Here is a 19,053-nt window from a genome sequence, read left to right as displayed (position 1 = left end):
TATGCCCTCTAGAATGTCCTCATGCAATACAGCTTTATTTTTTGAAAACAAAATTCCCGCGCATTTTTCGAAAAGAACATTACTGTTGAGCTTGGCATGGACAACAAAATTTCGATAATGGTGCTTGGCCTGCGGGGTTTTCCACAAGTACAAGGTGGAATAGAGAAACACGCGGAACATCTGTATCCAGAACTCGTCCATATAGGCTGTAATGTCGAGGTATTGGTGCGCGCCGGCTATCAGCCGCCCGAGAATTCGCTTATCTGGAAAGAAATTCGCTTCACGCGCTTATGGGTGCCACGCAAAAAATGTATCGAGGCAATTCTGCACACGTTTATCGGCATAATTGTCGCGGCATTCAAACGGCCCGATATATTGCATATTCACGCGGTTGGCCCTGCCCTGTTAACGCCAGTGGCCCGCCTGTTCGGCTTGCGTGTCGTCGTGACGCATCACGGTCCGGATTACGACCGCCAGAAATGGGGACGCGGTGCGCGCGCGGTGCTGCGCCTCGGTGAGCGACTGGGCATGGTTTTTTCGAACGACCGCATCGTGATTTCCGACGTCATCCGTTCGCTCGTGCGCGACAAGTACAAGCTCGACAGTGCGCTGATCCCCAACGGCGTCGTGTCGCCCGAGATCCCGGCGTCGACCGGCGCTCTGCAGGCGTTCGGCTTCGAGCCCGCCAGGTATGTGCTGCTGGTGAGCCGCCTGGTCCCGGAGAAGCGGCACCTGGACCTGATACGGGCTTTTGCGCAAGCCGGTCTGGGCGGGTGGAAGCTTGCCCTCGTGGGCGCAGCCGACCATCCCGACGATTACACGCGCGCCATCTCCCGGGCGGCAGCCGATACGCCTGGTGTAGTGTGCACCGGTTTCCAGTCGGGATTGGCCTTGCGTGAACTCTATGCGCACGCAGGCCTGTTCGCCTTGCCCTCCTCGCACGAAGGCTTGCCGATCGCCCTGCTCGAAGCACTCAGCTATGGACTTCCGGTGATTGCCAGCGATATTCCCGCCAATCTCGAAGTGCGCAATCTCGGCATTGATTTCTACCCGATGGGCGACGTCGACAGCCTGGCCGCCTGCCTGCGCAGGGCTGCCGGCGCAGCGCGAAGCCCGGTTCAGCGAGCTTTGGTCAAGCAGCACATTGCCGAATCACATTGTTGGCGAACGATTGCGCAGGCGACCCGCGAGGTGTACGCGCGAACACTGGACGAAAACGTCCGCAGGAAGCATCGGCCTGCAGGCAGGTCATGGACGCAACCGGGCACGCCTGGGCGCGCGCGGGAAAAGCTGGGCGAACCGGGCCGGTAGGCCAGATGTCGATGCACCTGCCGGCCTGTGCGCCATGCCTGCGATCGCCCGGCGTGTGCGCGGCCCGAAGGACACTGTCGTTGAACGAATCAAGCGGATTAAGCGGATTAAGCGGATTAAGGCGGGGATGTCCCGCTTCTGGCAAGCGTCCATCGCTGCTTTATAGATGCGTCATCCCTGGCGCTTTTTTTACCTTGTCTAGGAGTACTGCAATGAGATACGCAAGAGAGCTGATTGCTGCATGTACGCTGGCGGTGTCGGCCGCCACGGCAAATGCGGCGGACTTTGAAAACCTGTTCGTTGTCGATCTTCCCGAGACGACCGATTTCGGCAACAAGTTCGAAGGCAGTATGTATTTCGGGAAGACCTTCCTCGATACCTACACCTTCGCCTTCCTGTCGCAGTCCGATTTCGATTCGGCGGTGACCTCGATCGCGACCAAGCAGAAGCTGGACCTGAACATCACCTCGTTCGACCTCTATCAGGGTACGGCGCTGGTGGCGAACGGTGTACAGAACATGACCGGGGTCGTCGACCTGTGGACCCTGGCCGGACTCGATATCACCGGCGGCGCCTATGAGCTGAAAGTCGGCGGAACGATCCTCGGGACCAAGGGCGGTTCGTATGGCGGCAACATCAATGTCTCCACAGTCCCGGAACCAGAAACCTGGGGCATGGTGGGCATCGGTATCGCAGCCGTTGGCTTCATGGCCCGCCGCCGCAGGTACTCTCCTCCACCTTCAACCGGCTTTGCGGCCGCATAGCAGTCCGTAGCGCCAGGCCCACAGCAGAATTGGCCTATTCATATGCAGCGCGTTGGGACCGGTCGCGTGCGAGCCCGCACCGGCCCAACTTTTATAGCCGACTTTATTCAGGCAGGCGTCCGCAAACCGGCAATGGCCAGGCCACATGTCCCGTCACAGGGATCAGCCAGTACGGCACATGGTCCGGATCAGCAGACAGGTTTATTCACACCAATCCTACCGAGTGGATGTGCCAACATGAATAACTCGTACAAGCATGCCGTCGACGTGGCTCGGGAAGAGCACGCGTACCCTCCCTACTCGGTGGGCACCGGGTACGCGCAGGCAAAACATCGACACGCGGAGCAGTCGGGCCGGCACCGCCTCACTGCATTGACGAACGCGCTCAGGCTCGCGGATGCCTGCGCCCTGCTGCTTGCAGGCTTTGGCGGCTACTTCCTGCGGTTCGGGGTCCGCACCCCTTTGTCGCCCGACAGCCACCTGTTCATTTACCTGAGTACCCTGGTGACCGTGGTCTCGCTCGATCTGGCACAGGCCTATCGTGCACGGACGCTCACCTCCCTGCATATCCTGTTCAATTCGCTCCTGGTCGGTAGCGCCTGCGCCCTGGTCCTGGTCCTGGTATGCGGTTATCTGTCCGGCACCCTGCCCGCGTATTCGCGGATGTGGATCGCCGCGAGCATCCTGCTATCGGCCATCCTGCTCCTGATGAACCGCTTTGTCATGGCGAGGATCGTACACGCCGCGGCCCATTCGGACAGGCTGGCCGAATCGATCGTCGTGGTGGGCGCAAACGAACATGCCGTGAAAATGCTCGAGACCATCCGCAACCGGCCACGCGGTGCGTCATCGCATGACAACGTGAAAATCCTTGGCGTGTTCGATGACCGCGTCGAGCGCGAACTCCCGGAATCCCTGCGCCCGCGGATACTGGGTTCAACCGATGAGATGCTGCATTTCATCCGCCGCAATCACGTGGACCGTGTCGTCGTCACCCTCCCCTGGGTCGCCTCGAACCGCATCGACACCTTGCTGCGCAAACTGCGCACGGTGCCCGTCCAGATTGATCTAGTCCCCTGCGACATCGTCTGGCATTTTGCCGCAATGAACATGGAGCGCCTCGGCAGCGTTCCGACGCTGACGATTGCCAATGGCCGCGTGGGCGAACAGATGGGCCGGATCAAACGGGTCGAAGATCTGGTCATTTCCAGCCTCATCCTGCTGCTGGTCCTGCCTCTGCTCCTGCTGATTGCCGTGGCCATCAAAATCGACAGTAAAGGCTCCGTCGTCTTCAGGCAGCGCCGCCACGGTTTCAACAACGAAGTCTTCGAAGTGTTCAAGTTCCGCTCGATGGCGGCCTCCGCGTCCACGAGCGCAGGCCTGGCCCAGGCCACCCGCGACGACCCGCGCGTGACGCGCGTCGGCCGCATTCTGCGGCGTACCAGTCTCGACGAGCTCCCGCAACTGTTCAATGTGCTTGCCGGCCAGATGTCGATCGTGGGACCGCGCCCCCACGCCGTGCAGCACAACCTCGAGTACGGCTCGATCATCTCCGAATACTTTGCGCGCCATAACGTCAAGCCGGGCATTACCGGCTGGGCGCAAGTGAGCGGACTGCGTGGCGAGACCGACACCGTGGAGAAGATGAACCGCCGTGTTCAGTACGACCTGCATTACATCGAAAACTGGTCCCTTGCCTTCGATTTGAAAATCGTTTTCATGACGGCGGTGGCTGTCTGGTTTGACCCAAATGCATATTGAACACGGCGCCACGTTCAGTCAGCGGCAACCGGGGTCCGGCACCGGGAAACAGCATCGTGCGCGACGGGCCTGGCATGTGTCGCAGATTGCACTGGCCTGTCATCTGGCATGGAGCAGCGCCGCGATAGCGCAGGACAAGATCAAGCCTTACCTGGCCTACTCGGTCGGTTACGACGACAACGTCTTCGGATTGGCCCGCGAGGCCGAGTACAGGTTCCTGGGAGGACGAGGAAATGGAGCAGATATGATTCGTACAGCGCATGCCGGCGTCAAAATCGACTATACGGTATCGAGACAGGAATTCAACATGCAGGCCGATTTTTCCAGGAACCGGTATGCGGAATTCCGCGCCCTCGATCATGACGGGCGGGACCTGAGCGCAAGCTGGCGCTGGGTCGCCGGCCGCGCTTTCTCGGGAACGCTGGGCACGAGCAGTGTCCGCTCGCTGAGCCAGTTCTCCAGTGTCGACCAACTGGCGCCGAACCTGCGCGTGGCACGGCAAACGCAGGCCAGCGGCAACTGGCGACTGACGCCGAGCTGGCAGCTGCGGGCGGCTGCGTCTTCCTATCGGCACCGCTACGACCTTCCTTCCCAGCGCTTCGGCAACGTGAACGAGAAGCGCATGGAAACGGGGGTCGATTATCTCCGGCCCTCGGGCAACAGCATCGGCCTGGTGTTCGCGCTGCTCGACGGCGAGTATCCGGATCGCTCGCCATCGACGGCCGCAACCAACCGTTACCGGCAGAAGGAGGCCAAGCTGCGGATCGACAGGACGGTGTCCGGGAAAACGCATCTGCAGATGCTGCTGGGGTGGACAGCGCGTGACACGGGCGGCAAGCGCGCAAGCAATTTCAACGGCGCCAATGCGCGCCTGCAGGCGGATTGGGCCGTTTCCGGAAAGACCAGCCTCAACGCAACCGTCTGGCGCGAGCTGGCCGCGGCCGAGGACGTGCTCGCCTCTTATTCGGTCAACTCCGGACTGGCGCTCTCGCCGACCTGGAACGCAACGGAAAAACTGGCGCTAAGCGCCGCCGTGCGCTACGAAAAGCGCGATTTCAAGGGAGGCAGCCTGCCGCTCTCCGATACGAGCCGCACCGCCTCGCTTTCCCTGTCCTATACGCCGCGCCCGGCACTGCGCATCCGGCTGTCGGCCTTCGCCCTGCGGCGCGACAGTAACAGCAGCGATAACCGCTATGCGAGGCAGGGTGCATCGATCAGCACGCGGTACGAGTTCTGACGCTGGCGCGATGCAGGCAAGCCTGTTCGCTTTTCGGATCAACCATCCGGCCCTCTCATCGGGAGGCCGTTTTTCAGAAGCAGACCAACATGATGAACAAGTCCTCTTTGAATCTCGTGAAACTCCCGCTGACGCTGCTTGGCTGCGCCCTTGCATTGGTAGCCTGCGGACAAAAACCGGCGCCCCCCACCGGCAACGCCCAGTGGGTAGCCAAGGTCGACGGCCGTGAAATCACCGTCCACCAGGTCAATGCCGAACTGGGCGGAGTGGCGGCCGCCGGCGCGGCGCTGACGCCGGAAGCGGCCCAGCACCGCGCGATCGAAACGCTGATCGATCGCCGCCTGCTGACCGACGCCGCAAAAAAAGCCGAGCAGGACCGCGATCCGGAAGTCATGCAGGCGGTGGAAAAGGCGAAAGAACAAGCCATCGCCCAGGCTTATCTTCGCAAAACGCTCGGCTCGCAAGCCAGGCCGACACAAGAAGAAGTGACTGCGTATTTCACCAATCACCCTGAGCTCTTCTCCGCTCGCAAGCAGTACGAGATGCAGCAGATCGTGGTGGATGCCGCATCCTTGACCGATCAGGTAAAAAAGCTGATCGATGGCGCCCGCTCGCTCGAGGAGGCGGAGAATATTTTCACGGCAAACAACGTGCAGTTCACGAAGGAGCGGTCGACCCCGACGAGCGACGAGCTGCCGCCTCCGATCCTGAAAAACGTCAACGCGCTCGGGGGCAGCAAGCCCTTCGTGGTGCGCACCGCCTCGAGCGCGATCGTGGCAACGCTGTCGGTCGTCAAGGAGGCACCGCTGAGCCTGCAAGAGGCCGCGCCACAGATCGAACGTTATCTGGCCAACGTGCGCATCCAGGAGGCGATCGCCGCCGAGATCGCGCGCCTGCGCAAGCTGGCGCAAGTCGAGTACAAAAGTGGCCAGGGCTCTGCGCCGGCGGGCGCCGCCGGCGCAGCAAACAGCGTCGCCGAACGCCATGTGGCGCAAGGCGCGGCTGGCCTGCGCTGATCCTGCGCCGCCACATTCAACCCCGGAGATTTCAGGCCATGAAGAAACTGATCAGACTTGTATTACTGCTCGCATTCGTCTTGTCGGCAGCGCCGTCGCAGGCGGCGGACGTTCCGCTGGGCCGCGGCGACGTCATCAAAATCACGGTATTCGGCAGTCCGGAGCTGAGTCTTGAAACGAAGATCGGCGAGTCCGGCAAGATCACCTATCCGCTGGTAGGAGAATTGGCGCTCGAAGGCATGGCGACGGCGGAAGCCGAACGCAGGATTGCCAGGGCGCTCGAAGCCGGCGGCTTCGTGCGCCGGCCACAAGTGAATGTTTTCGTGACCTCGTTTCAAAGCCAGCAGGTATCGGTACTCGGCCTCGTGAACCGGCCGGGGCGATATCCGATAGAGAGCAAACGTACGCTGGTGGACATGCTGGCCCTGGCAGGCGGGATCAGCCCGGATGGCGCGGACACGGCAATGCTGATCCGCACGCGCGATGGCAAAACCAGCAAGCAAGTGGTGGACCTGCCCGGCATGCTGCGCTCGGCCGACCTGGGCGTGAACCTCGAGCTCCAGGGGGGCGACATCATTTACGTCGAGCGTGCGCCGAAATTCTATATCTACGGGGAAGTGCAGCGCCCGGGCGCCTATCGCCTTGAAAAAAACATGACGGTCGTCCAGGCCCTGTCGGCCGGCGGCGGTCTCAATGTCCGCGGGACCGAACGCGGCATCCGCATCAAACGAGTCGATCCGAATGGCCATCTCGATGTCATCAAGGCAAACCATGGCGACATCGTGCATCCCGACGACGTCGTGTTCGTGCAGGAGTCGCTGTTCTGACCCGCCTGCGGTGCGCCGCGCCGGGTTCGGCGTGGTTCCTCTTACCCAACGGTCCGTATCATGAATCCAAGCCAGCTCTTAGCAATTCTTTTCGCCAGACGCAGGATCGCGCTCGGCACCCTCGTGGTGACCTTGCTGACGACCTTTGCCATCACGCTCGCGCTGCCCAAGTCTTACGACGCGACGACGACGCTCGTCATGAACGTCAAGGGTAACGACCCTGTCACCGGCCTCAGCATGCCGGCCCTGATGATGCCCGGCTATATGGCGACCCAGCTCGACATCATCCAGAGCCGGAAAGTCGCCATGGCGGTGGTCGAAGCGCTCAACATGCATCGTTCTCCCGCCATCCAGGAGATGTTTCATGAGGAACGGAACGGCAAGGGCGACCTCAAGGACTGGCTCGGAGCCATTTTGCTGAAAAACCTGACCGTGGCGCCCTCGCGCGAAAGCAGCGTGATCAATGTCAGCTACCGCGGCAGCGATCCGGATTTTGCCGCGGCGGTGGCGAACGCATTCGCGAGCGAGTACAAGCGCATCGCCATCCAGCTGCGCATGCAACCGCTGCAGGAGGCGTCGGCCTACTTCAACGTCCGGCTGCAGACGCTGCGCGACAATCTGGAGCGGGCGCAGGCGCGCCTGTCGAAGTTTCAGCAGGAAAAGCGGCTGGTGTCGGTTGATACCCGGCTGGATGTGGAAAGTGCGCGCCTCAACGAGCTGTCCAGTCAACTTGTCGCGGTACAAGGACAGCTGGCCGACGCCCAGTCCCGGCAGCGCCAGGTCGTGCGCGGCAACCCGGCGGAGGCCCCCGACGTCATCGGTAATTCCCTGGTCCAGAACCTTGGATCGCAGCTGGTGCAGGCCGAGGCGCGTTTGTCCGAGATCAATTCCAAACTTGGCGTCAACAATCCCATGCATCAAGCCGTATCGGCAGAAGTACAGAAGATCCGCGCTTCCCTGGCGGCGCAGGTACGGCTGACCTCGAATAGCGTGGCGTCCTCCGCGGCCATACTCCAGAACCGCGAAGCCGAGATTGCCGCGTCGCTCGAAAAACAGAAGACGAAGGTATTGGAACTGAACCGCACCCGCGACGACCTTGCGGTGCTGACGCGCGATCTGGACAGCGCGCAACGTGCCTACGATGGCTTACTGACGCGCTCCAACCAGACCACCCTGGAAGGGCAATCGAACCAGGCCGAAGTGGCGGTGTTGAGCCCGGCGCTCGCACCGGTCGCGCCGTCGAGCCCGAAGCTCTGGCTGAACATGGCGCTCTCGGTAATGCTGGGTCTGCTGCTTGGCTGCGGCGGGGCGATTGTCCTCGAGATGGTCGACTGCAGGGTGCGTTCGCAAGCCGACCTCGAGATGGACGACGTCCCATTCCTCGGTCCGTTCACCTTGGGATCGGGCCGGCCCACCCTGACGGGCCGCCTGCGTCTTTCCGCGGTTCGAAGACTGACTTCAGGAGCATGACGATGAATGTGATCAAAGAAAACGTTCGCAGGCACACCGCCGACCCCATCAAGCCGATGGCGCAACGCAGCATCGGTATGCTCCTGCTCGAAGCAGGCAAGATCACGGCGGAAGACGCAGAACGTGTCATCCTCCAGCAGAAGGCGCGCGGGGTCCGCTTTGGCGAAGCAGCGATCGAGTTGGGCGTCGTCGACGAGGAGGACATCCGCGAAGTCCTGTCCAAGCAATTCCAGTACCCCTACCTGCGCGGCGGCGGGGGCGAGTTCTCCGTGCAACTGATCGCCGCCTACCAGCCTTTCAGCCGTGAAGTCGAGGATTTGCGCGCCCTGCGCAGCCAGTTGATGCTGCGCTGGTTCGGTCCCAGGCGGCGTGCGCTCGCCGTGATCAACGTCGGTGCGGACGGCCGGGCGGCAAGCCTGTTGAGCGCGAACCTGGCGATCGTATTCTCGCAACTGGGCGAGCAGACGCTGCTCATGGACTGCAACCTACGTTCGCCAACGCAGCACGACACGTTCAGGATACGGGGGCGCCAGGGCATCTCCGACATCCTTGCACAACGCAGCAACGGCGAAATGGTCTGCGACATTCCGCACTTCGCCGGGCTGTCGGTGCTGCCGGCCGGTACCGAGGCCCCCAATCCGCTGGAGCTGCTCAACCGCGACGCGTTTCCGGACCTGTGCGAGTATCTGAGCACCCGTTTCGATGTGGTGCTGTGCGATACCCCGCCCACAGGCGCCGGGACCGACTATTTCACGATCGCCTCCCGTCTCGGCGGCGCATTGCTGGTCGCGACGAAAAACGTCACGCGCCAGAGCGACCTGCGCAACGCTGCCGCCCAGCTCAAGGACAACGGCGTCACGCTCGTGGGCAGTGTTCTCGCGGAGGCCTGATGCGTACGATGACCGTTGTGGTACCGAACGCATGGATCTCGACAGTACGGTCGAGTGTCCCCACATGGCTGCCGGTATGGATCGGTTTCGCCGTCATCTATTGTCCTACCTTGCTCGACCTGAGCCGGGGCCACTGGTCGAACAACGACCAGGCGCACGGACCGATGATGCTGGGACTGGCCTTGTGGATGCTGTGGCGGAATTGGCCCGCGGGAGCAAGCAAGGCGGTCGGCAACCCGGCCTGGGGATGGCCGATGGTGGCCGTCGGCCTGCTGGCCTATATCGTCGGCCGTTCCCAATCCATCCTGATCCTGGAAATCGGTTCCGCCATCTGGCTGCTGGCCGGGATGATCAGCATCGAGTGCGGCCTGCGGACGCTGCGCAAGGTGTGGTTTTCGCTCTTCCTGTTGTGCTTCCTGCTGCCGATGCCCGGGAGCCTGGTGGCATTCGTGACCCTGCCGATGAAACTACTGGTGTCGTTTCTCACGGAGCACATGTTGTATGCAGCCGGTTACCCGATTTCCCGGAATGGCGTCCTGCTCCAGATCGGCTACTACCAGCTGCTGGTGGCCGATGCCTGCGCAGGGCTGCAGACGGTCCTCACGCTCGAGGCGATGGGTCTGCTGTACATGAACGTCGTGCGCTACGCGTCGCCCTTGCGAAACCTCGTGCTTGCTGCATGCATCGTGCCGATTTCGATTACCGCCAACGTGATCCGCGTCGTCGCGCTGACGCTCATCACCTATCATCTGGGCGACGAAGCGGGGCAAGGATTTCTTCACGCCTTCGCGGGCCTCGTGCTGTTCGCTTCGGCGCTTGCACTGATCATCGGCCTGGACAGCGCGCTGCGTTTGCTCACGCCCCGCGGGGCGCATTCATCCAGCGGGGCGGCGCCATGAGAGAGCGGTTCAAACAGAGCAGCGTGCTGGCAATGATGCTGATGGGACTATCGGCCTGGCTCGCGGTGCTGGCCGCACCGACCGCGATGCTGGCCGACAGCCGTGAAACCATCGTCCTCGGGACAGTCGTGCCCGAGTCGTTCGGGACCTGGCGAACCGACAACTCGACACGCAACGTGCTTGTCGAGCCGGCGCTCCAGCGCGCCATCGACGCCGTCTATGCGCAGACCATTTCCAGGGTCTACGTGAATGCCCGGGGCGACCGGATCATGCTCGCCGTCGCCTATGGCCGCGACCAGTCCGACAACTTCCAGGTGCATCTTCCCGAGGGCTGTTACCAGGGACAGGGATTCGCCGTGAACGGCTCCCGGCGCGTGGCGTTCGCGACCCGCTTCGGCACCATTCCGATCCAGCGCATGGTGGCCGAACGCCAGGCCCGCCGCGAGGCCGTCAGCTACTGGGTGGTCGTGGGCGACCATTTTGCTACCGACGAATGGGAACGCAAGAAAATCAAACTATCGTACGCGCTGGAGCGTACCGTACCGGATGGAATGCTGGTGCGCGTGTCGAGCATCTCTCCGAACGCGCAGGCTGCCTTCGACACGCAACAGCAGTTCATCGAGGCCATGCTCGCCAGCATTCCGCTGGAGGGCCGGCGCCTGCTGCTCGGTACATCGCATGAATGACGATCGCCCACCCGGAGCCTGGACATGAAGACCCTGAAACGGGCGGCAGACGGGCCGCCCCTGCTGGTCAGCGCCTGCATGCTGGCGGTGCTGGCTGCGGGATCCGTGCTGGCAGGCGTGCTGGCGACCACGGCGAATGGCTTGTTCGTTGCGCTGGGCCTGGGCGCCATCCTTGGCGCACTGCTCTTGTTGGTCCCCAAGGTGAACCTGTGGCTGGCGATCGTGCTGGGCCTCACCTCAGGCAGCGTCCTGTCCTTGGCCGGCGGGGCGGCGAGCAAAATGCAGTGGGGTATCGTGCTGCTTTCCCTGATGCTCTTTGTACCGGTCATCCTGAATATGCTGTCGCGACCGCGGCTGCCCTTGTTCATGTGGCTGTACCTGCTGTTCGTCGCCCTGTCGCTGTCGAGCTCATTGATCCACTGGGACGGGGCCACTCTCTTTGTCGCGGGCGCGAAGCGTTACTACCAGGCGCTCGGCGTCATGCTGGCCCTGGCCGTCCTTCCCCTGACACACGGGGACGACCGCCGGCTGCGCATCAGCTTCCTGTGGATCGGCCTGCTCCAGGTCCCCTTCGTGCTGTACGAGGCATTCGTGCTGGTGCCGATACGCGTGGCGATGCGCTCCGAATACGGGAGCGAGGTCACCGACGTGGTGGCCGGCACGTTCGGTGCCAACCTCAGGGGCGGCAGCCCCGGCGCCGAGATGGTGGCATTCGTGCTCATCCTGCTCGGGTTCGCCTGGGCGCGCTGGCGTACGGGCTTGCTGCCGACGTCCAGGTTGTGTTTGTTCCTGGTCCTCATGCTGCCTTGCGTGACGCTCGGCGAAGTCAAATACGTGGCAGTCCTCTTTCCGTTGATGGCACTGGTGCTCTACAAGGACGATATTGTCGCGAGGCCTGGACGCTACCTGCCCGTCATGGGCATTGCCGCCCTGTTGACGCTCACCCTTGCCTATCTCTACTTCGGCTATTTTTCGGGAGGTGCGGTCGGCACCGGCTTTGACAGCATGCTGCGCTATAACGTCGAAAACCAGGGCTATGGACAGTTCTTCCTGAACCGGACGACCGTCATGCGGTTCTGGTGGGACCGCCAGGGCTTGCATGACCCTGTCGGATTCATGATCGGCAACGGCCTCAGTAGTTCTTACTGGACAACCGACCCCAATGTTCCCGCTGGCGCCATCGGTGCCCGCTATCCCTGGTATGGCGTCGGCCTGACGGCAGCCTCTGCCTTGCTGTGGGATGTCGGTGTGCTGGGCACGCTCCTGTATATCGCAGTGTTCGTGACTGCATTCGTCCAGGCAGGACGTCTGTCGGCCAAAACCAGGGAGCCCCGGCTGCGCAGCACCCTGCTGGGCATCCAGGCCGCGCTGGCCGTGTTCCTCGCCTACATTCCTTACAAGGATTCGATGCTGACGATCCTTCCGTTCCAGATTGTCGTGGCGGTCGTGCTGGGCTACCTGGCGCAGATCATGACGAATCCGGAGCTCCTGAACACGCCCGACCAAACCCGATGACGGAGAACGGACAGCCGCATGCGTATTCTCTTCATCACTTACGAACCGTGGCCGACGCATCGCGCGGATGTCGTTGCGCTGTTCGGCAAGTACCTGCGCCGCCATGGGATTGCAACGGACCTGGTGGCCGAGGCTGCCGAGTGCGGCAAGGCTCCCGTGCAGGTCTGGGATGGCGGCCAGGTACTGGGCTGTGAACGTCCGCGCGGCCGGGCGGCGCAACACCTGGGCAAGCTATGGCTGAACGTGAGGAGCGCGTTCGGCGCGGACAAGCGTCGCTATGCGTGCATCCAGGTGCGCGACATGTCCTTGTCCGCGCTGGCTGCGCTCGTCGCGGCCAGGATCGAGGGCATTCCCTTCGTGTACTGGCTCTCCTATCTGCAGTCGGAAGGGCACATTCTCCGGGCGCGTTCGCGCGGCCCGCGCGCGGGCATGAAATACTGGTACCCGCTCATCGACGGCATGCTCGGCCGCTTCATCGTCTACAACATCGTGATGCCCCGCGCCGATCATGTGTTCGTCCAGTCCGACGCGATGAAAGCCCGGCTCGAAAGCATGGGTATTCCCGGATGCAGGATGAGCGCCGTGCCGATGGGCGTCGATCTCGAGGACATCCCCGCACGGCGGGACGCTCCGGCAAACAGCCAGCTGACAGCCGGGAGGCGTGCGATCGTCTATCTCGGCCTGCAGGATCGCGAGCGCCACGTCGAGCTCCTGCTTGACATGCTGGCACTGGTCAAGCCTCTGGTGCCGGGGGTCATCCTGGTGATGGCCGGCGATACGCATGACGTGCACCACCGCGCCTGGCTGAGGAGCGAGGCGGCGCGCCTTGGCGTGGAGCACGACGTGCTGTGGACCGGATGGGTGTCCAGGGCAGCGGCATGGCAATACGTGCGTTCCGCCGAAATCGGCCTGTCGCCCATTCCCAGAAGCGAGATTTTCGATACCTCGTCGCCGACCAAGGCCGTCGAGTACATGGCGCTGGCCGTACCGGTGGTCGGCAACGACAGTCCGGACCAGAAAACCGTCATCGAAGCGAGCGGCGCGGGACTCTGCGTACCGCTGCAGGCCGAGCGTTTCGCTGCCGCGGTGATTTCGCTCATGCACGACGAAGCGCGCCGCAAGGAAATGGCGCAGCGTGGACCGGCCTACGTGCAAAGGTCGCGCTCGTATGCCCAACTGGCCGGCAAGGTGGCGGCAGTGTACGACGAACTGTGCGGTCCAAAGCCTTCCGACGTGCCGAACACCGATGCCAAGTCGCGCCGATGATGACCAGGTCTCTTGTTCTGGCCTTGGCCGAAGCGCTGGCGATCGCGAGTGCGGACGGCCACACCCAGGCCTTGACGATCGATACCGTGATCAGCGACATGTCGCTGTCGAGCGAAGCCATGGTCATCGATCCGAAATTCGACTGGCAACGCAGCCCGAAGATCGTCCAGTACGCACCACGCGGCGCGATCCTGCCAGGCTGGTGGACCGGGGCCCGCCCGGACTGGTGCTATGCCGCGCTCAGCTGGTACACGGCATACGAAGCCAAGGGGAACACGGCGGTCAACACGCGGCTCCAGATCCGGCGCCTGCGCATGTATTTTCTTTCCGATGAAACGCGGCGGTGGACGCTGGCGGACTGGGTCGATGCACCCTCCACGGACATCTGGAAATATCCCTTCAGCCCGGTCGGCAAGGCGCACCCGGCCGACCGGCCCGAGCAGCCTGGCGGCGGGCGCTCGCTTACCCCAAGCTATCCGTATTTCCACCACGGCTATGGCAATACCTTCGTCATGCGCGAGCCGTCGGATGTGCGGGCGGTGTTCGTCGCCATCGACTTCCGTCTCGTCGTTGACGATCCCGCCAAACCGGATGACCGTTCCGCAGCACGCTATGTCGTCAATGCGGGCGCCGATTACTATCCGGGCAATGGAAAGAGCTGGGGCAAGGACTATGCCCCCGGCATCGGCAGCGGAAGGTACCTGCTGGCCACGACCGCCTGGCGCACCGCAAGCCTGCTTGTTCCGAACAGAAGCATGAGCGCGACATTCGAAGAGTTCCGCCAGAACCAGCCACCGCTGAACCTGGCGAACCAATAAACCCATCAACAACGCCGTTGCGCACGTCCGGCCTTCGTCCATGCGACTACTCTCCATCAATAATTATTTTTACCGCCGTGGCGGCGCCGAAGTCGTCTTTCTGGAACAAAACAGGCTGTTCGAGGAAATCGGATGGGAAGTCATTCCGTTCGCGATGCGTCATCCGGAGAACGATGAGACGCCATGGAACCAGTATTTCGTCGAGGAGATCGAGTTCGGAAACACGTATTCGATCGGCAAAAAAATCAGCATGGCAGGCAAGGTGATTTTTTCGGCGGAGGCGAGGAACAAGATCGAAGCCCTGGTGTCGCGCGTGCCGCCGCAAATCGCGCATGCACACAACGTGTACCATCATATTTCGCCGTCGATCTTCGGTACGCTCAAGGCGCACGGCATTCCGACCGTACTGACGCTGCACGACCTGAAGATTGCCTGCCCTGCCTACAAGATGCTTACCCACGACGGGATTTGCGAGCGCTGCAAGGGCGGGAAGATATGGAATGTGCTGTCCAACCGCTGCGTGCAGGGTTCGGCCGCGATCAGTGCGGTGGTGCTGGCCGAATCGGTGGTCAATCGCCTTCTGGGCAGCTACACGCGATGCGTGGACCGTTTTGTGGTTCCCAGCCGGTTTTTCATCGATAAATTCGTCGAGTGGGGATATCCGAGAGAGCGCTTCATTCACATCCCCAATTTCGTGAACGCCGCCGCACTCGTACCGCGCGGGGACCCTGGCACTGTGTTCACCTTTTTCGGGCGCCTCAGTCGCGACAAGGGACTCGCCACCTTTATCCGGGGAGTAGCGAAAGCAGGCGTCCAGGGGCGGATCATCGGCACGGGACCGGAAGAAGCGTCGCTGAAGGCACTGGCACGATCGTCGGGAGCGGACATCGAATTTCTCGGGTACCGTAGTGGCGAGGCGCTCTTCGATGCGATCAGGAATTCCCGCGCCGTCGTCTTGCCTTCCGAACTGTATGAGAATGCGCCGATGAGCGTGATGGAATCCTATGCGCTGGAGCGGCCGGTGATTGGAGCGGCCATCGGCGGTATTCCGGAGCTGATGCGCCGCGGCGAAACGGGCGACCTGTTTGAAAGCGGAAATGCAGACGAGCTTGCGCAAGTGCTGCGCAGCTTTTCCGCCAGAAGTACGGCCGAGATTGCCGCCATGGGCAGGGCAGCTCGTGCATGGATGCTGGAGGACTTCACCGATACGCGATATCGCGAGCGCCTGCTGCAACTGTACGCCAGCCTGGGCGTGGCCGGTTGCTGAATTCGCGCCGGCCCCTTCGGCCGCGGCCAGTCCGGGGCGGCGGCGGGGCAAGGCGCCGCTCAACAAAAATCCCGGCTCCCCGTCGTCAGCCTGCCCAGCAGATGCGACATATCCACCAGCCGCTTTGCCACCAGGTGTTTCACTTGTCCCTGGCTCTGCCATATCCCGTACACCCCCAGCAGGTTCGCGCCCAGCACCTCGCGGCGCTGGTGTTCGACCAGGTCCGGCCAGACGATCACGTTGACGTTGCCCGTCTCGTCTTCCAGCGTCAGGAACAGCACGCCCTTCGCCGTCCCGGGCCGCTGGCGCACGGTCACCAGGCCGCAGCCGCGCGCGAGCTGGCCGTCGGCGTATTCGTTCAGCACCGATGAAGGCATGAAGCGCTGCGCCAGCAGCTGTTTTCTCAGCAGCGCGACCGGGTGGCGTCCCAACGTGAGCCCTTGCGCGCGGTAGTCGCCGACGATCTCGTCGCCCTCCGAGGGCGCGGCGAGTTGCGGCATCTCTTCCTCCGGCGTGGTCGGGCGCAATAAATCCTTGTCGGGCACGGCGCCGACCGCCTGCCACAAGGCCTCCCGCCGATGGCCGGCGAGCGATCGTAAGGCGTTGGCGCCGGCCAGCACCTGCAGGTCGCCGCGATCCAGCCCTGCCCTCCGCGCCAGGTCGGACACGCTCTCGAAAGGCCGGATCGCGCGCGCGTCCTCGATGCGGGCCGCCGCCTCGCGGCTCATGCCGCGCTGGAGCGAGAGGCCCAGGCGCACGGCGGGCTGGCGCGTCGTATCGTGGAGTTCTTCCAGCGTCGATTCCCAGCCGCTGATGGCGATGTCGACCGGGCGCACTTCGATGCCGTGGCGCTGGGCGTCCTGCACCAGCTGCGAGGGCGAGTAAAAACCCATCGGCTGGCTGTTCAGGAGCGCGCATAAAAACGCCGCCGGCTCATGGCATTTCAGCCAGGAGCTGGCGTAGGCGAGCAAGGCAAAACTGGCCGCGTGCGACTCGGGAAAGCCGTATTCGCCGAAGCCCTGGATCTGGCTGAAAATCGCTTCGGCGAATTCGAGCTCGTAGCCGCGTTCGAGCATGCCGCGCACGATGCGGTCGTAATACTGTTCGAGTCCGCCCTTTCTCTTCCAGGCCGCCATCGCGCGCCGCAGCTGGTCCGCTTCGCCGGGCGAGAAGCCGGCGCCGAGGATCGCGACCTGCATCACCTGCTCCTGGAAGATAGGCACGCCCAGCGTGCGCCCGAGCGCGAGCTTCATCTCCTCGCTCGGATAACGCACCGGTTCCAGGCCCTGGCGCCGGCGCAGATACGGGTGCACCATGCCGCCCTGGATCGGGCCGGGCCGCACCACCGCCACCTCGATCACGAGGTCATAAAAAACGCGCGGCTTCATCCGCGGCAGCATGCTCATTTGCGCGCGCGATTCGATCTGGAAGACGCCGACCGTGTCGGCCGCGCAGATCATGTCGTAAGTCGCCTTGTCGTCGGGCGGGATGTCCTGCATCTCGAACAGGCTCCCGTGGCGCAGGCTGACCAGCTCCAGCGCCCGCCGCAGCATCGACAGCATGCCGAGCGCCAGCACGTCGACCTTCATCAGGCCGAGTTCTTCGAGGTCGTTCTTGTCCCACTGGATGACGCTGCGGTCGGCCATGGCCGCGTTCTCGATCGGCACCAGCCGGGAGAGCTTGCCCTGCGCGATGACGAAACCGCCCGGGTGCTGCGACAGGTGGCGCGGGAAGTTCAGCAACTGCGTGGCCAGGGTCGCCCACTGGCGCGACAGCGGCGCTTCCGGATCGAGGCCGGATTCGGCCAGGCGATTGAGCAGGTCGGCCTTGTTGTCGAACCAGCGGTGGCTTTTACAGACCTTTTCGATGATGCCGAGATCGACCCCGAGCGCGCGGCCGCTGTCGCGCAGCGCGCTTTTCGGGCGGTAGCTGATCACGACCGCCGCCAGCGCGGCGCGGGTGCGTCCGTACTTGTTGTAGATGTACTGGATCACCTCCTCGCGGCGCTGGTGCTCGAAGTCGACGTCGATATCCGGCGGTTCGTTACGCTCCTTCGAAATGAACCTTTCAAATAAGAGATTCGCGCGCGCCGGATCGACCTCGGTGATGCCGAGGCAGTAGCAGACGGCCGAATTGGCGGCCGAGCCGCGCCCCTGGCACAGGATGTTGTTCGAGCGCGCGAAGTGGACGATGTCGTAGACGGTGAGGAAGTAGTGTTCGTAGCCCATCTCGCCGATCAAACCCAGCTCGTGCTCGATCTGGGCCTGCACCCTGGCCGGGATCCCTTCCCTGAAACGCCGGTGGGCACCGATATAGGTTTCGGCGCGCAGGAAGCTCGATGCCGTGTGCCCTGTCGGCACCACTTCGTTCGGGTATTCGTAGCGCAGTTCGTCGAGCGAGAAAGTACACAGGGAAGCGATACGCAGTGTCTCATCGAGCGCTTCGCGCGAATAGATGTTCGCCAGGCGCAGGCGCGCGCGCAGGTGCTGCTCGGCGTTCTGCGCCAGGCCATAGCCGCATTCGGCCACGGGCTTGTTCAGGCGCGTGGCGGTGAGCGTGTCCTGCAGCGGCTTGCGCGAACGGACGTGCATGACGACGTGGCCCAGCGCCACGATCGGCAACCGGTGCTGCCAGCCGACTTCCTCGATCGTGACCCGGTGCGCATCGTCGAAGGCGCGGTGCAGCAGCACCAGGCCGAGCCAGGCGCGATTGGGGAAGTGTTTTGCCACCCACGCGGCCTGCCCGTGCAGGCGGTCGACGTCCTTGGGCTCGTGGCCGGGATAGTGCGGCAGCAGGATCGCCAGGCAGTCCGGCATGCCTTTCAGGTGCGCGAATTCCGGTGGCGGATCGGCGATGTCGTCGGGCGTGAGGAAATAGGTCCCCTTCTCGCTGCGCGTACGTCCCAGCGTGATGAACTCGGACAGGTTGCCGTAACCGTTGCGGTTCTGGGCCAGCAGGATCAGCGACAGGGCCGGGTCGCCCCCTGGGTGGCGCAGGTGAAAATGGGCGCCGACGATGAAGGGCATGCCCGCCTTCTTCGCCTCGGCATGCGCCCGCACCACGCCGGCCAGCGAACATTCGTCGGTCAGCGCCAGCGCCGCATAGCCGAGGCGCACAGCCCGCTCCACCAGTTCCTCGGCGTGCGAGGCGCCTTGCAGGAAGCTGAAATTCGACAGGCAAAACAGCTCGGCGTAGTCGGGTAGATGAGCGGGCGGCGCAGATGACATCGGCAAGTCGGATTCTTGTGAGTTCACAAACTACTGTATAAAAACACAGTATAACCGACGAGGTCAACTTGGCAATAATTTCCGTGCGAATACTAAAAG

Annotated in this window: 15 protein-coding genes; 14 read left to right on the top strand and 1 reads right to left on the bottom strand. The window is 63.0% G+C overall.

Going from position 1 to position 19,053, the window contains the following annotated elements; translation table 11 throughout:
* The first annotated feature begins 96 nt into the window (after positions 1-96).
* The 14 genes from ACI48I_RS04590 to ACI48I_RS04525 all read left to right on the top strand — a co-directional run bounded on the left by ACI48I_RS04590 (position 97) and on the right by ACI48I_RS04525 (position 15,727).
* On the top strand, positions 97-1,311 hold the full coding sequence (locus ACI48I_RS04590) for a glycosyltransferase family 4 protein (protein ID WP_498573472.1): 1,215 nt from the start codon (positions 97-99) through the stop codon (positions 1,309-1,311).
* Between the two features lie 212 nt (positions 1,312-1,523).
* Positions 1,524-2,075: an FxDxF family PEP-CTERM protein gene (locus tag ACI48I_RS04585; protein WP_498573471.1), complete on the top strand. Its 552-nt coding sequence runs from the start codon at positions 1,524-1,526 to the stop codon at positions 2,073-2,075.
* 237 nt (positions 2,076-2,312) lie between these two features.
* Positions 2,313-3,836, top strand: a complete 1,524-nt coding sequence (locus ACI48I_RS04580; protein ID WP_498573470.1) for an undecaprenyl-phosphate glucose phosphotransferase — start codon at positions 2,313-2,315, stop codon at positions 3,834-3,836.
* Complete coding sequence (gene epsL, locus ACI48I_RS04575; RefSeq protein ID WP_498573469.1) at positions 3,826-5,073, top strand: XrtB/PEP-CTERM-associated polysaccharide biosynthesis outer membrane protein EpsL; 1,248 nt, start codon at positions 3,826-3,828, stop codon at positions 5,071-5,073. Before ACI48I_RS04580 ends, epsL begins: the two co-directional genes overlap by 11 nt.
* Before the next feature lie 89 nt (positions 5,074-5,162).
* Positions 5,163-6,089: an EpsD family peptidyl-prolyl cis-trans isomerase gene (locus tag ACI48I_RS04570; protein ID WP_498573468.1), complete on the top strand. Its 927-nt coding sequence runs from the start codon at positions 5,163-5,165 to the stop codon at positions 6,087-6,089.
* Between the two features lie 38 nt (positions 6,090-6,127).
* Positions 6,128-6,916, top strand: a complete 789-nt coding sequence (gene epsE / locus ACI48I_RS04565; RefSeq protein WP_498573467.1) for a polysaccharide export protein EpsE — start codon at positions 6,128-6,130, stop codon at positions 6,914-6,916.
* A 60-nt stretch (positions 6,917-6,976) separates the two neighbouring features.
* Positions 6,977-8,386 carry a chain length determinant protein EpsF gene (epsF, locus tag ACI48I_RS04560; protein ID WP_498573466.1) on the top strand — a complete coding sequence of 470 codons (1,410 nt, stop codon included), beginning with the start codon at positions 6,977-6,979 and terminating at the stop codon, positions 8,384-8,386.
* 2 nt (positions 8,387-8,388) lie between these two features.
* On the top strand, positions 8,389-9,276 hold the full coding sequence (gene epsG / locus ACI48I_RS04555) for a chain length determinant protein tyrosine kinase EpsG (RefSeq protein WP_498573465.1): 888 nt from the start codon (positions 8,389-8,391) through the stop codon (positions 9,274-9,276).
* Positions 9,276-10,175, top strand: coding sequence for an exosortase B (gene xrtB, locus ACI48I_RS04550; protein WP_498573464.1), 900 nt, complete (start codon positions 9,276-9,278; stop codon positions 10,173-10,175). Before epsG ends, xrtB begins: the two co-directional genes overlap by 1 nt.
* Positions 10,172-10,861 (top strand): exosortase-associated protein EpsI, B-type, encoded by a 690-nt coding sequence (gene epsI, locus ACI48I_RS04545; protein WP_498573463.1) that lies wholly within the window; start codon positions 10,172-10,174, stop codon positions 10,859-10,861. Before xrtB ends, epsI begins: the two co-directional genes overlap by 4 nt.
* 24 nt (positions 10,862-10,885) lie before the next feature.
* The gene (locus ACI48I_RS04540; RefSeq protein WP_498573462.1) at positions 10,886-12,376 is read left to right on the top strand and encodes a hypothetical protein; all 1,491 of its coding nucleotides are present in this window, start codon (positions 10,886-10,888) and stop codon (positions 12,374-12,376) included.
* Between the two features lie 18 nt (positions 12,377-12,394).
* The gene (locus ACI48I_RS04535) at positions 12,395-13,642 is read left to right on the top strand and encodes a glycosyltransferase (protein ID WP_498573461.1); all 1,248 of its coding nucleotides are present in this window, start codon (positions 12,395-12,397) and stop codon (positions 13,640-13,642) included.
* On the top strand, positions 13,639-14,460 hold the full coding sequence (locus ACI48I_RS04530) for a hypothetical protein (protein WP_498573460.1): 822 nt from the start codon (positions 13,639-13,641) through the stop codon (positions 14,458-14,460). The genes ACI48I_RS04535 and ACI48I_RS04530 overlap by 4 nt, the downstream gene beginning before the upstream one ends.
* A gap of 40 nt (positions 14,461-14,500) precedes the next feature.
* Positions 14,501-15,727: a glycosyltransferase family 4 protein gene (locus ACI48I_RS04525; RefSeq protein ID WP_498573459.1), complete on the top strand. Its 1,227-nt coding sequence runs from the start codon at positions 14,501-14,503 to the stop codon at positions 15,725-15,727.
* 59 nt (positions 15,728-15,786) lie between these two features.
* On the opposite strand, the gene ACI48I_RS04520 is transcribed toward ACI48I_RS04525, so the two are convergent.
* Positions 15,787-18,954, bottom strand: a complete 3,168-nt coding sequence (locus ACI48I_RS04520) for an error-prone DNA polymerase (protein ID WP_498573966.1) — start codon at positions 18,952-18,954, stop codon at positions 15,787-15,789.
* Positions 18,955-19,053: the final 99 nt, after the last annotated feature.

The sequence above is a fragment of the Massilia sp. LXY-5 genome (assembly GCF_059801075.1).
Note: the sequence above shows the minus strand (reverse complement) of the source record. Positions and strands in the feature narration are given on the sequence as shown.

What these genes read in the sequence shown, in the direction of transcription:
- ACI48I_RS04590 (WP_498573472.1), top strand. Translation starts at nt 97, where the DNA reads ATGGACAACAAAATTTCGATAATGGTGCTTGGCCTGCGGGGTTTTCCA.
- ACI48I_RS04585 (WP_498573471.1), top strand. Translation starts at nt 1,524, where the DNA reads ATGAGATACGCAAGAGAGCTGATTGCTGCATGTACGCTGGCGGTGTCG.
- ACI48I_RS04580 (WP_498573470.1), top strand. Translation starts at nt 2,313, where the DNA reads ATGAATAACTCGTACAAGCATGCCGTCGACGTGGCTCGGGAAGAGCAC.
- epsL (WP_498573469.1), top strand. Translation starts at nt 3,826, where the DNA reads ATGCATATTGAACACGGCGCCACGTTCAGTCAGCGGCAACCGGGGTCC.
- ACI48I_RS04570 (WP_498573468.1), top strand. Translation starts at nt 5,163, where the DNA reads ATGATGAACAAGTCCTCTTTGAATCTCGTGAAACTCCCGCTGACGCTG.
- epsE (WP_498573467.1), top strand. Translation starts at nt 6,128, where the DNA reads ATGAAGAAACTGATCAGACTTGTATTACTGCTCGCATTCGTCTTGTCG.
- epsF (WP_498573466.1), top strand. Translation starts at nt 6,977, where the DNA reads ATGAATCCAAGCCAGCTCTTAGCAATTCTTTTCGCCAGACGCAGGATC.
- epsG (WP_498573465.1), top strand. Translation starts at nt 8,389, where the DNA reads ATGAATGTGATCAAAGAAAACGTTCGCAGGCACACCGCCGACCCCATC.
- xrtB (WP_498573464.1), top strand. Translation starts at nt 9,276, where the DNA reads ATGCGTACGATGACCGTTGTGGTACCGAACGCATGGATCTCGACAGTA.
- epsI (WP_498573463.1), top strand. Translation starts at nt 10,172, where the DNA reads ATGAGAGAGCGGTTCAAACAGAGCAGCGTGCTGGCAATGATGCTGATG.
- ACI48I_RS04540 (WP_498573462.1), top strand. Translation starts at nt 10,886, where the DNA reads ATGAAGACCCTGAAACGGGCGGCAGACGGGCCGCCCCTGCTGGTCAGC.
- ACI48I_RS04535 (WP_498573461.1), top strand. Translation starts at nt 12,395, where the DNA reads ATGCGTATTCTCTTCATCACTTACGAACCGTGGCCGACGCATCGCGCG.
- ACI48I_RS04530 (WP_498573460.1), top strand. Translation starts at nt 13,639, where the DNA reads ATGATGACCAGGTCTCTTGTTCTGGCCTTGGCCGAAGCGCTGGCGATC.
- ACI48I_RS04525 (WP_498573459.1), top strand. Translation starts at nt 14,501, where the DNA reads ATGCGACTACTCTCCATCAATAATTATTTTTACCGCCGTGGCGGCGCC.
- ACI48I_RS04520 (WP_498573966.1), bottom strand. Translation starts at nt 18,954, where the DNA reads ATGTCATCTGCGCCGCCCGCTCATCTACCCGACTACGCCGAGCTGTTT.